Annotated in this window: 11 protein-coding genes; 9 read left to right on the top strand and 2 right to left on the bottom strand. The window is 41.3% G+C overall.

Features of this window, described 5'->3' with window-relative positions:
- Positions 1-107 precede the first annotated feature (107 nt).
- Positions 108-1,232, top strand: coding sequence for a glycosyltransferase family 4 protein (locus LIT25_24445; protein ID USK33615.1), 1,125 nt, complete (start codon positions 108-110; stop codon positions 1,230-1,232).
- A 135-nt stretch (positions 1,233-1,367) separates the two neighbouring features.
- Complete coding sequence (locus tag LIT25_24440; GenBank protein USK33614.1) at positions 1,368-2,450, top strand: undecaprenyl/decaprenyl-phosphate alpha-N-acetylglucosaminyl 1-phosphate transferase; 1,083 nt, start codon at positions 1,368-1,370, stop codon at positions 2,448-2,450.
- A gap of 1,953 nt (positions 2,451-4,403) precedes the next feature.
- On the opposite strand, the gene LIT25_24435 is transcribed toward LIT25_24440, so the two are convergent.
- Entirely contained in the window at positions 4,404-5,405 is a 1,002-nt protein-coding gene (locus tag LIT25_24435) for an LCP family protein (protein ID USK33613.1), read from the bottom strand.
- 19 nt (positions 5,406-5,424) lie between these two features.
- Positions 5,425-6,060, bottom strand: coding sequence for a YigZ family protein (locus LIT25_24430; protein ID USK33612.1), 636 nt, complete (start codon positions 6,058-6,060; stop codon positions 5,425-5,427).
- Positions 6,061-6,212: 152 nt separating this feature from the next.
- Between LIT25_24430 and LIT25_24425 the strand changes: the two genes are divergently transcribed.
- The 7 genes from LIT25_24425 to LIT25_24395 all read left to right on the top strand — a co-directional run bounded on the left by LIT25_24425 (position 6,213) and on the right by LIT25_24395 (position 12,526).
- Positions 6,213-7,370, top strand: coding sequence for a sensor histidine kinase (locus LIT25_24425; GenBank protein ID USK33611.1), 1,158 nt, complete (start codon positions 6,213-6,215; stop codon positions 7,368-7,370).
- A 71-nt stretch (positions 7,371-7,441) separates the two neighbouring features.
- A complete protein-coding gene (locus tag LIT25_24420; GenBank protein USK33610.1) occupies positions 7,442-8,125 on the top strand; it encodes a response regulator transcription factor in 684 nt (227 codons plus the stop codon).
- Between the two features lie 356 nt (positions 8,126-8,481).
- The gene (locus tag LIT25_24415) at positions 8,482-9,324 is read left to right on the top strand and encodes a DegV family protein (protein USK33609.1); all 843 of its coding nucleotides are present in this window, start codon (positions 8,482-8,484) and stop codon (positions 9,322-9,324) included.
- A gap of 507 nt (positions 9,325-9,831) precedes the next feature.
- Positions 9,832-10,008 carry a hypothetical protein gene (locus LIT25_24410; protein ID USK33608.1) on the top strand — a complete coding sequence of 59 codons (177 nt, stop codon included), beginning with the start codon at positions 9,832-9,834 and terminating at the stop codon, positions 10,006-10,008.
- Positions 10,005-11,471 carry a DEAD/DEAH box helicase gene (locus LIT25_24405; protein ID USK33607.1) on the top strand — a complete coding sequence of 489 codons (1,467 nt, stop codon included), beginning with the start codon at positions 10,005-10,007 and terminating at the stop codon, positions 11,469-11,471. The genes LIT25_24410 and LIT25_24405 overlap by 4 nt, the downstream gene beginning before the upstream one ends.
- An 81-nt stretch (positions 11,472-11,552) precedes the next feature.
- Positions 11,553-11,834, top strand: a complete 282-nt coding sequence (locus LIT25_24400; protein ID USK33606.1) for a late competence development ComFB family protein — start codon at positions 11,553-11,555, stop codon at positions 11,832-11,834.
- Complete coding sequence (locus LIT25_24395) at positions 11,834-12,526, top strand: ComF family protein (GenBank protein USK33605.1); 693 nt, start codon at positions 11,834-11,836, stop codon at positions 12,524-12,526. Before LIT25_24400 ends, LIT25_24395 begins: the two co-directional genes overlap by 1 nt.
- The last annotated feature ends 42 nt before the right edge of the window (positions 12,527-12,568 follow it).

Here is a 12,568-nt window from a genome sequence, read left to right as displayed (position 1 = left end):
ATATAATAGTGTAAAGTATAAATTGAAAAGTTACAACTTAGAGTTGAGAGAACATCAATGCGCTAAACGCTATACTCTGCTATAACTTTAAAAAGGAATGGATATCTATGAAGAAAATCTGCGTAATCACGTCTGTTCATAACGCATATGACGGCCGTATTTATCATAAGCAATGCAAATCTCTTGTTAAGGCGGGGTATGATGTTTCACTTGTCGCACCGAAGCCTGAGAAGATGCTGGAAGATTCAATAGCGCTTATTCCAATCGAAAAGCCAAAGCAGGAATTCAAGCGTTTTTTACATACGTTTACCGTTTTCAAAGCAGCAAGAAATACAAATGCGGACCTTTATCATTTTCATGATCCAGAGCTTATTCCAGTTGGGGTTCTGCTTCGTATTTTTACCGGAAAGCCTGTAATCTTTGATGCCCATGAGCATTACCCTAATGCGATTATGAGCAAAAAATACTTGAAAAGCTGGATGAAAAAACCTGTCCGTTTCATTTACGAAGCCATTGAGAGAATTTCTCTGCCTATTTTGTCAGGTGTTATTTATACGACGGACGAAGTAGGAGAGAGGTATCAGAGATATAACTCCTGCAAGATTGAAAACTATCCTTTGACTGAGATGTTCACGCTCAATCACTCTGCGCTGAAAGATCCTGACATGATTCTTTATCTTGGCGGAATAACTCCTATCAGAGGGATTGAACAGTTAACAGAGGCCTTTTCACTGGCAGCGGTAAAGCATCCGGATGCAAGGTTTGTTTTTGTTGGAAGATTTGAGTCTGAAGCATTCGAACGGAAAATCAAACAGAAGGTAAAAGATTATGGATTGGCTGACCGGGTGGAGTTTATGGGAAGTGTGCCTTATTCAGAAATCGAAACCTATCTGTCAAAGGCTTCAATAGGTATTATTCCTTACTTGCCTGAGCTCAATCATTTGGTTTGTCTGCCCAATAAACTATTTGAATACATGGCAGCAGGCGTTGCGATTCTGGCTTCTGATTTCCCTCATTACCGGAAAGTGGTAGAGAATTCACACAGCGGACTTTTGATTGATCCTGAGAAGCCTGAATCCATTGCTGGAGCATTGAATGTGCTCCTGCATGATCCGGAAAAGACAAAAGATTTTGGTGTAAATGGAAGAAAGAGTTTCGAAACAACCTATAATTGGGAAACTGAAGAAAAAAAGTTAGTCTCATTTTATAAAAAATTGCTGAAGCAGCAATAGCGATTATGATTTTGTTCAAAAAGAGTTCATACTTAGAATAAAGCGTACAAAATCTTAACAAAATAATAATTGCAAGTTTATATATTTTTGCTATGATGGAGGAAGTGAAAATATCTCACACAAGTTGGTGTAAGCATGTTAGATTATTCTAAATATATTATAGCTTTTATAATATCGTTTATAGTGGCTGTATCTATTACGCCACTTATAAAAAAACTTGCGATAAAAATCGGGGCGGTTGATAAGCCCAACAAGCGAAAAATCCATCAGGGCCTAATGCCAAGGCTTGGCGGTCTTGCCATCTTTATCGGAGTTGTGGCAGGCTACCTGTACTTGCGTCCTGAATCAATGTATATGAAAGAGATTATAATCGGTGCTTTCATCATTATCATCATTGGTATTCTTGATGATCGCTTTACTCTTTCGGCAAAGTATAAGCTTGCAGGGCAGTTGGCTGCAGCAGCAGTCGTTGTCTCATCCGGATTGCTTATTAACAAGATTACCCTTCCATTTTTCGGACTGATCTATCTTGATTATTGGAGCTATCCTGTAACCATTCTCTGGATCGTCGGCGTCACAAATGCCATCAATTTGATCGATGGATTAGACGGGCTGGCAGCGGGCGTTTCATCAATTGCGATGACCAGTATCCTGATCATGGCGTTTACTAATTTTCAATTTGCAGTTGTATCCCTGTGTGTGATTCTGATCGGAAGCACGCTCGGATTCCTGATTCACAATTTCTACCCGGCGAAGATTTTTATGGGAGATACCGGAGCGCTGTTCCTCGGATATTCCATCTCTATTCTGTCGACAATGGGATTATTTAAAAACATCACATTATTCGGTTTTATTATTCCGATCATTGTTTTGGCTATACCTATTTTTGACACACTTTTTGCGATTGTGCGAAGACTGGTGAACAGACAGAACATCGCTGCACCCGATAAGCTTCATTTGCACTATTGTTTAGTGGACATGGGATTCAGCCACAGAAAGTCCGTGCTGCTTATTTACTTCTTCAGCGCATGCTTTGGTCTGTCGGCTATTCTTTTCTCAAATGCAACGATGTGGATGGCTCTCTTAATTATGATGATTCTGCTGTTCTTCATCCAGATAACAGCTGAGCTCGTCGGATTAATCGGGGAAGGCCATAAACCGCTTATAAATGCATTCAGAAAGCTTATGGCTAAGCCAAAGCCTCAAAAAGATAATTAATTCCGCATAGCTGCTGCTGTGCGGTTTTTTTGTTTTCTTCACTGGAAATGGAGCTTAAGCGAGTTGGAAGCCCATTTCTGAGAGTTGAACAGGGATTCTTGCGAGTTGGATAAGGTTTTTTGCTAGTTGTGTACTCTGAAACGAGAGGTAGATGTCTACACAGCGGCATCGATAAAATAGTCAACACAGGCATTTTAATCCAGTATATCCGTTGAAATCAAGGTTTGCGAGTTGGAAGCCCATTTTTGTGAGTTGAACATGGATTCTTGCGAATTGGATAAGGTTTTTTGCTAAATGAATGTCGGTTATTGCTAGTTATGTGATCTGAAACGAGAGGGAGATGCCTACACATAACGGAAAATCATTCGTTTTCAGCAGCAACATCGATAAAATAGCCAAAACAGGCATTTTAATGCAGTTTATCCGTTGAAAGTAAGGTTTGCGAGTTGGAAGCCCATTTTTGCGAGTTGAACATGGATTCTTGCGAATTGGATAAGGTTTTTTGCTAGTTGCGTGCTCTGAAACGAGAGGGAGATGCCTACACACAGCGGAAAATCATTCGTTTTCAGCAGCAGCATCGATAAAATAGCCAAAACAGGCATTTTAATGCAGTTTATCCGTTGAAAGTAAGGTTTGCGAGTTGGAAACCTATTTTTGCAAGTTAAACAGGGATTCTTGCGAATTGGATAAGGTTTTTTGCTAAATGAATGTCGTTTTTTGCTAGTTGCGTGCTCTGAAACGAGAGGGAGATGCCTACACACAGCGGAAAATCATTCGTTTTCAGCAGCAACATCGATAAAATAGCCAAAACAGGCATTTTTAATGCAGTTTATCCGTTGAAAGTAAGGTTTGCGAGTTGGAAGCCCATTTCTGCGAGTTGAACAGGGATTTTATCCGTTGAAAGTAAGGTTTGCGAGTTGGAAGCCCGTTTTTGCGAATTGAACATGGATTCTTGCGAATTGGATAAGGTTTTTTGCTAAATGAATGTCGTTTTTTGCTAGTTGCGTGCTCTGATATACGAGAGGGAGATGCCTACACAGCGGAAAATCATTCGTTTTCAGCAGCAGCATCGATAAAATAGCCAAAACAGGCATTTTTAATGCAGTTTATCCGTTGAAAGTAAGGTTTGCGAGTTGGAAGCCCGTTTTTGCGAATTGAACATGGATTCTTGCGAATTGGATAAGGTTTTTTGCTAGTTGCGTGCTCTGAAACGAGAGGGAGATGCCTACACACAGCGGAAAATCATTCGTTTTCAGCAGCAACATCGATAAAATAGCCAAAACAGGCATTTTTAATGCAGTTTATCCGTTGAAAGTAAGGTTTGCGAGTTGGAAGCCCATTTCTGCGAGTTGAACAGGGATTCTTGCGAATTGGATAAGGTTTTTTGCTAAATGAATGTCGTTTTTTGCTAGTTGCGTGCTCTGAAACGGGAGGGAGATGCCTACACACAGCGGAAAATCATTCGTTTTCAGCAGCAGCATCGATAAAATAGCCAAAACAGGCATTTTAATGCAGTTTATCCGTTGAAAGTAAGGTTTGCGAGTTGGAAGCCCGTTTTTGCGAATTGAACATGGATTCTTGCGAATTGGATAAGGTTTTTTGCTAGTTGCGTGCTCTGATATACGAGAGGGAGATGCCTACACAGCTAAAAATCATTCGTTTTCAGCAGCAGCATCGATAAAATAGCCAAAACAGGCATTTTTAATGCAGTTTATCCGTTGAAATTAAGGTTTGCGAGTTGGAAGCCCGTTTTTGCGAATTGAACAGGGATTCTTGCGAATTGGATAAGGTTTTTTGCTAAATGAATGTCATTTTCTGCGAGTTGGGTGCTCTGCGTGGATTGACGCCAAATTTTCATTAAAGCAAGGAAAGTCGTTTACTGTTCTCTCTTCGCTAAAGCTTTGTTATAAAATAAAGAAAGCTCCAGCCATGTAAGGCTGGAGCTTTTCGGTATTAATTGCTGTCTAAGTTATCGTCTTCAGCTGATTTAAGCTCTAAATGGTCTTTTAACTCGTCTTTGACTTCTTCTAAGCTTGTATCATCTGGAATCCAGTAAGCGGCGTTGCCGATGTATTCTCCTACGCCTTCAAGCTTCACAGTTTCAATCTTATCCGTGTTAAAGTTGTTGTACTTTTTATAAAAACCTAATAGCTCTGACATTGTCATGTTGGTTTCTACGTTCTTTCCAATTTCACTTGTCAGCTGATCAACCTTCAGAAGAGTGCCTGCTGATACAATCTCATTGATGACTTCTTTTACAACCTGCTGCTGTCTTTCATTTCTGCCAATGTCATTGTTAGGATCCTGCAGCCTCATTCTTGCATAGGCCAAAGCGTATCTTCCATCCATTTTCATTGGTCCTTCAGTAAACTCAAGTTTTTCGGCTTTTGGATCATCACTGTTTTGTGTGAAATCAAAAGGAACGTCCACTGTAATGCCGCCTATGATATCGATGATGTTTTTAAAGCCTTCGAAGTTAACTGTTGCATAATAATCAATTGGAATATCCAAGAAACCTTCGACCGTTTCAATTGTCAGTTCTTTTCCGCCAGTTGAATAGGCAGAATTGATTTTGCGCTTTGTTTCTTTACCTGGGATTTCTACGCGTGTATCGCGCGGAAGACTTAATAATTTCATCGTCTGATCCTTTGGATTAAAAGTAGCTACCATAAGTGTATCAGCCCGTCCGCCGGATCCTCCGCTTGAGTAATTTTCAACCCCCATTAACAAAATGGAAACAGGATCGTTAGAGATGCTCACGGCCTCATCGCGCAATTTGGATTTATCTCTTCCTAAATCATCATATGAATTGTTAGCGGCCTGATAGGTTTGATAAAAGACATAGCCTGCATATCCGCCAACTAATAGAAATAGTATGAAGAACAAAAATAATATTCGTTTAAAAACGCTTTTTTTCTTCTTTTTCTTTATTTTCTTAACTTCCTGCCTATTCATAAATTACTCCTCTGTCCGTTTAAATTTTTGGCTGTTCTAAATAGATTTGAGTACCTTCGATGATTTCACCCTGGCCATTTGTCAGCTCTGTCATCCATTCTATGAATTGATCCTTTTGGCCTTCTTCGACAAACGTCTCCACCTCAACGTTATCAAGGTAATGAATTTCGTTAAGCTGATAGTGTGAATTTCTGAGTTCATTTTCCACTTTTCCAAGCCATGTATAATCAATCTTAGTATGCATCACGCGCGTTAACTTACACTCGACAATGCCGATTGCATTCAGGGCTTCAGAGGTTGAGCTCCCGTATGCGCGGATCAGTCCGCCTGCGCCGAGCTTTATGCCTCCAAAATAACGGGTGACAACGGCAACTGTATCTTTTAATTGTCTCTTTTTAAGCACTTCAAGGATAGGCACGCCGGCGGTTCCGCTTGGTTCTCCGTCGTCATTTGCTTTTTGAATCAGATCGTGTTCGCCGATTAAATAGGCTGAGCAGTTATGTGTCGCATCCCAATGCTTCTTTTTTATCTGCTGAATGAAGGCTTGCGCCTCTTCTTCGGTTGTTGCGCGGTTTATATAACAAATAAAACGTGATTTCTGAATGGATATTTCATGCTCTCCGTATCCTTTTACGGTATAATAGTGTGAAAGCATGCTTGTACACCTCCTTGCAAGCTTATAGAAGGCAAATGGAATTATAAATGCACATTCTTATATTATAAAGCGACAAAATTTTCACTTCAATCATTATATTGTGGAATATTGTGTGAAGTTTATTTTAACCCATTATTAGTGGAGGAGATATAGTGGACTCCAAGAAGCTTGACTGCAAGGTGCTTGATCAAATTCTGGATAAGATGGTAGCGACGGTTGACGGCAGCAAAGGCGAAATTTTTAAGATCGGCGAGCAGTCCCGTCAGCAATATGAAGAGCTTGTAGAAGAATTAAAACAAATTAAGATACAGGTTAATGATGTGATTGAACAGGGAGACAAGCTTGAGGTTCACGCCAGGTTTGCCAGAAAGCGTCTGTCTGAGGTGAGCAAGCACTTTAAGCAATTCAGCGAGGAAGAGATCAGGGAAGCCTATGAGAAGGCCCACAAGCTTCAGGTGGAGCTCACCATGCTTCAGCAAAAAGAGAAGCAGCTCAGAGATCGGCGGGATGATTTAGAGAGAAGGCTGCTTGGGCTTCAGGAAACGATTGAACGGGCAGAGGTGCTTGTGAGCCAAATATCTGTTGTCTTGAATTATCTGCATCAGGATCTTCGTCAGGTCGGCATGCTGATTGAGGATGCACAGCAGAAGCAGGTTTTTGGTCTAAGGATCATTGAAGCACAGGAAGAGGAGCGCAAGCGCGTTTCAAGGGAAATTCACGATGGGCCTGCTCAGATGCTTGCGAACGTGATGATGCGTTCAGAGCTGATTGAACGGATCTTCAGAGAGCGGGGGTCTGACGAAGGTTTTAAAGAAATCCGCAGCCTTCGCCAAAATGTCCGCAATGCCCTGTATGAGGTTCGGAGGATTATTTATGATTTAAGGCCAATGGCACTGGATGACCTTGGACTCATACCAACCCTCAGAAAGTACCTTTATACAATCGAAGAGTATAACGGGAAAACCCGTATCTTATTTTCAAGCCTCGGCGATTTTGAAGAAAACAGGCTTCCGCCCCGCTTTGAAGTAGCGTTATTCAGACTGGCTCAGGAAGCAGTCACGAATGCTTTAAAGCACGCCGAAGCCCGTGAGATTCAGGTTAAAGTTGAGGTGAATCAGAATAATATTATTCTGATGATCAAAGATAACGGAAAAGGCTTCGATACAAGAGAAATGAAGCAAAATCAGAAGAAATCATTCGGTCTCCTTGGGATGAGAGAGCGTGTAGAGCTCTTAAACGGCCGAATCACAATCGATTCTAAAATAGGTCTTGGGACATTCATTATGATACAGGTGCCTCTCAATGTCTGAAAAAATAGACCAAAGGCATATTGACGACATCACCGTGTAATAGACTAGAATAAAAAATGGGAGGCGTATGCATGAAGACAAGAATTGCGATTATCGATGATCACCAATTATTCCGAGAAGGCGTTAAACGAATCTTGGATTTCGAACCAAGCTTTGAAGTTGTATCAGAAGGCGATGACGGCGAAGATGCATTAGCCATCGTTGAAGACAGCAAGCCTGATGTTGTCATCATGGACATCAACATGCCGAAAGTAAACGGCGTGGAAGCTACAAAACAGCTGGTGGAATCAAATCCAGAAACAAAAGTAATCATCCTGTCGATTCACGACGATGAGAACTATGTAACTCACGCTTTGAAAACAGGCGCTCGCGGCTATTTGTTAAAAGAAATGGATGCAGACACACTGATCGAAGCTGTAAAAGTCGTTTCTGATGGCGGGTCATACTTGCATCCTAAAGTAACACATAACCTTGTGAATGAATTCAGACGTCTTGCTACAAGCGGATCAGGCGGGGGCACAACAACCATCACGACTGAAATCAGACGCCCATTACATATTTTAACTCGCCGTGAATGTGAAGTGCTGCAAATGCTTGCGGACGGAAAAAGCAACCGCGGCATCGGCGAAGCCCTTTTCATCAGTGAAAAAACAGTTAAGAATCACGTAAGCAACATTCTTCAAAAAATGAACGTAAATGACCGTACTCAAGCAGTAGTCGTTGCTATCAAAAACGGCTGGGTGGAAGTGCGATAAAACCTGCTTCGGCAGGTTTTTTGCTTTTTCACGGCGCTTTTTAAAAGTTGCATATCTATATCTCGCAAATCCCTGTTATAGTAGATAGCAGGGATTTATTTAAAAATAAGAAAGTATAAAGTTTTGCGCATTGATGGCAAGCGGAAGCGCCCAACTCCTCGGCCAGAACAAATCCGGCAAAAAGTCAAACCCGGACTTTTCTGCCGGATTCTTCTCTGTCTGCCTGCGCTAAACGGGCGCTTGCACTTTTCTTATTTCTTCACCATTTATTTACATACAAAGTAATGAAATTAGAAGCATTATCTTATAGAATGAAAAGTACATTAAGAGAAGTCGATTACAAGGAAGGTACATATATGAAAACGGCAATAGTTACGGATAGCACAGCTTATATTCCAAAAGAAACACGTGAGCGGTTAAATATTCAGATGATTCCGCTGAGCGTGATTTTTGGCGGGGAAGTATACCGGGAGGAAGTTGAAATAACCGCTGCAGACTTTTACGAAGAAGTCAGAAACAGAGGCGAGCTTCCGACTACTTCACAGCCGTCTGCTGGCAAATTTGTTGAATTATTTGAAGAACTTTCTAAGGAATATGATGCAGTGATCAGTGTTCATTTATCAAGTGGAATCAGTGGTACCTACAACGGAGCTGTGTCAGCAGGTCAAATGGTCGATAACATTGATGTTTATGCATTCGATTCGGAAGTCAGCTGCATGGTCCAGGGTTTTTATGCCATTGAGGCAGCGGAGCTTGCTGCAGAAGGCATTAAACCTGAGGAAATAATGACACGTCTAAACGAAGTGAAAAAATCAATTCAAGCTTATTTCATGGTAGATGATTTATCACATCTTCAGCGCGGCGGACGTTTAAGCGGCGCACAGGCACTGATCGGCAGCCTGCTGCAGGTAAAGCCAATTCTGCATTTTGTTGACAAACTGATCGTCCCTTTTGAAAAAATCCGCACACGCAAAAAAGCAATCAACCGCATTTATGAGCTTTTCGATGAAGTCGCTGGCGCTGGAGACCCGATGCGTGCGGCCATCATTCATGCCAATCGCCCGGATGAAGCTCAGCAAATGAAAGAAGAACTTGAAGCAAAGTATCCCCATGTAGAATACTCCATCAGCTATTTCGGACCGGTTATCGGCACGCATTTAGGTGAAGGAGCAATAGGACTTGGGTGGTATAAGAGATAAGAGGCTGACTCAAAAAGTTGCAACATGCTGCTTTTTGGGTCAGTTTTTTTGATGAATCTGCATTTCTTCACAATTTTGAGGAATGATTTCTAAAAGTCTCGGAATTAACGCGGAAAGTCTAGGAATTAACGCGGAAAGTCTCGTAATTAATAGGAAAAGTCTTGGAATCGGAAAGTCCGGGAATTATTTTGGGAAATCTTAGATCTCATAAAAGTGTCCCACACGAGAAAATAATTTTATTGAAAGCCAAAATGAAGAATTGATAATTAATTCTCTTCAAAAACAAGGCTCAACGGCTTCCGATTTCTGTGCCTTTTCCTTGATAGGAGACCTCCATACTATTTCGCTTGTCGAAACAACAAATTTTAAAAAATCAACGAAAAAATAACGAAATTCGCACCGAAAATTTGTTTTCCGCATTTTGTAATTAATGTGACAAGACTAGACAATTTCTGCAGAATTTAACATACTTTAGATAATGCTTTATTAAACTAGAGGAGTGGTCACATGCAGGAAATTGACTTACAGAAACGCGCCTACCGTCATTGGACAACATTAGAGGACAAAAAGTTAATGGACTTAAGAAAGCAAGGTGTTAAATTCCGGGATATTGCAAGACAACTAAATCGAACTCCCATCAGTGCGGAAAAAAGATTCAGAAAAATCAAGTTCAATGAAGAATGAAATTTCACATACATAACGGATTGTTGAAACCCACAGAGAATAACAAAGAAGGATTGCCTATTTCAAAGCATCACCTCCGTGTTAGCCAAATCAATCCATCGTTTACATATTCCAATGACCTCCAAAAACACCTTCAGGGAAGAAAACTGCTCATAGATGAAATTCCATTTCCGTTAGAAATCATACACCGGCATTATGAAAACGGCTATATTGAGTATGCGTATGGCTTGGAGAAAACAAATAAACGGCTTAGATGCAATCGCTGCAACAACAGTGATCAAAGCTTGATCGGCTCCTTTAAGTGTGCAAGGTGCGGTGAACATTGCTCGTATTGCCGCTCTTGCATTCTTATGGGAAGAGTCAGTGAATGCACGCCATTACTTAGGTGGGCTGGTCCTGAATCACACATTCAGCATAAAAAATTTAAGGCGATGCACTGGGAAGGAAAGCTATCAAGAGAGCAGCAAAAAGGGTCAGACCGAATGCTGCATGCGCTGAAAAATCAAAGCGATTTGCTGATTTGGGCTGTATGCGGTGCAGGGAAAACAGAAATGCTTTTCAAAGGAATTGAAAAAGCTTTATTAGAGAACAAGCAAGTCTGCATCGCAACGCCGCGCATGGATGTTGTCCTGGAACTTGCCCCAAGGTTTCAGTCCGTTTTTCCTCAAGCGGAAATTGCTGCTCTATATGGAGGGAGCGAAGACCGATATAAGCAGGCTAACCTCACCATATCCACGACTCACCAGCTTCTCCGTTTTGAACAAACGTTTGATTTAATGGTCATAGATGAAGTAGATGCATTTCCTTACTCAGCTGATCAAAGTCTCCAGTTTGCTGCGGGACGGGCAAGAAAAGAACAAAGCTCCCTCATCTATTTAACGGCAACACCTTCCAGCAGCCTGAAGAAAAAGATTGCCAATCAAGTCAAAATCCCTCAAAGATACCACGGTCATCCGCTTCCTTTACCTGTCTTTTCATGGTGCGGGAATTATAAAAGGGCACTTCAAAAAGACAAACTCCCATTAAACGTTCAAGAATGGATTTCCTCCCATTTGGAATCAAAAAAACAAGCCTTCCTATTCGTTCCATCCATACCGTTATTAGAAGAAACGACGGCTCTATTAAAAAAGCAGGATCCTTTAATAGAAGGGGTTTTTGCAGAAGACCCTGCTCGTAAAGAAAAGGTTCAGCGCTTCCGAGATGGAGTGATTCCCATTATTATTACCACCACTATTTTAGAAAGAGGAGTCACCATTCCTAATTCTGATGTTGCTGTGCTGGGAGCAGAGGACAATGTTTTTACAGAGAGTGCGCTGGTGCAAATTGCCGGCCGTGTCGGCAGAAGTGCGAAGCACCCAAGCGGAGATGTGCGATTTTTTCATTACGGTAAAACAGAAGCGATGATTCGTGCCAAAAAGCATATCCAAATGATGAATGCTGAGGCGAAAAGAGTGACTTTGTAACTGTTTAAGGTATTATTTCTATCCAACATATTCCTTCTGTGGCATAATCATCTACAAGATAATGTGGATGGGGGTAGAGCGGTGGTAGTTAATGCGATGGAACGAATCATGGTCGATTTATTAGATGAATATAAGACTGCTCTGCAGATGAATTGTACGTGTGAGGAATGCTTAAATGACGTGCTTGCCCTTGTTTTAAACAGGATTCAGCCGAGATACCTAACCAACCCGGATAAGGTTGCTTATGTGAAAGCAGAATTTGTCGACAAACAGCAAATGACGACTTTAATTGTCAAATTAGCAGAATGTGCAAAGATGGTCTCCGATACACCGAAGTGCGAAACTTATGTCAGAGGTGAGTAATGAACAGATGTCTTATTTGCCAGGGTGAGCTTGAAAAAGCTGTATCCTGGAGAAGCGTATTTTTTTTAGATGAACAAGAGAGTGCATGCTGTGCTGATTGTTCATCTAAGTTCTGTTTGATTGAAGGTACTGTATGTCCAATGTGCGATCGGCCCCAATCTGAGGCAAAAGCTTGCTATGACTGTGTAAGATGGCAAGCAGATCCCCTGTTTGGCAGCGTCCTTGCGAGTAATCATTCTGTTTATCAATACAATGAATTTATGAAAGATTTAATCGCCAGATACAAATATAGAGGCGATGCACAATTAGCTGACCTCTTTTACGAGCCCTTTCAAAACATCTTCTCTAAGCATTTCTCAAAGAATTCCCTTCTTGTCCCCATTCCTCTCAGTAAAGAGCGGCTTTATGAACGCGGATTCAATCAGGCACGCTTGCTTGCTGACTTACTCCATGCCCCAATTCACGAACCTCTCATGCGTATTCACTTAGAAAAACAATCTAAGAAAACAAGAACCGAACGCCTGCAGACTGAAAATGTTTTTTTCATAAATAGCAACTCTGAATTTTCCGGAGAAAACCTTCTTCTGATTGACGATATTTATACAACAGGAACCACGATCAGACACGCAGCCAAACTGCTTATAGACCATGGTGCTGAAAGTGTTTCTTCTCTTACGCTCGTTCGAGGCTAAACGTTTTCAAACTGATTCCGATAGTAAAGATATATTACAATG

Origin of the sequence: Bacillus sp. F19, from assembly GCA_023823795.1 — a bacterium.
Classification (GTDB): Bacteria; Bacillota; Bacilli; order Bacillales; family Bacillaceae; genus Bacillus_P.
The sequence above is the reverse complement of the archived record's forward strand: the minus strand, read 5'-3'. Positions and strand labels throughout refer to the sequence as shown.

Excerpts from the sequence above, each read along its gene's own strand:
- LIT25_24445 (USK33615.1), top strand. The coding sequence starts at position 108 with ATGAAGAAAATCTGCGTAATCACGTCTGTTCATAACGCATATGACGGC.
- LIT25_24440 (USK33614.1), top strand. The coding sequence starts at position 1,368 with ATGTTAGATTATTCTAAATATATTATAGCTTTTATAATATCGTTTATA.
- LIT25_24435 (USK33613.1), bottom strand. The coding sequence starts at position 5,405 with ATGAATAGGCAGGAAGTTAAGAAAATAAAGAAAAAGAAGAAAAAAAGC.
- LIT25_24430 (USK33612.1), bottom strand. The coding sequence starts at position 6,060 with ATGCTTTCACACTATTATACCGTAAAAGGATACGGAGAGCATGAAATA.
- LIT25_24420 (USK33610.1), top strand. The coding sequence starts at position 7,442 with ATGAAGACAAGAATTGCGATTATCGATGATCACCAATTATTCCGAGAA.
- LIT25_24415 (USK33609.1), top strand. The coding sequence starts at position 8,482 with ATGAAAACGGCAATAGTTACGGATAGCACAGCTTATATTCCAAAAGAA.
- LIT25_24410 (USK33608.1), top strand. The coding sequence starts at position 9,832 with ATGCAGGAAATTGACTTACAGAAACGCGCCTACCGTCATTGGACAACA.
- LIT25_24405 (USK33607.1), top strand. The coding sequence starts at position 10,005 with ATGAAATTTCACATACATAACGGATTGTTGAAACCCACAGAGAATAAC.
- LIT25_24395 (USK33605.1), top strand. The coding sequence starts at position 11,834 with ATGAACAGATGTCTTATTTGCCAGGGTGAGCTTGAAAAAGCTGTATCC.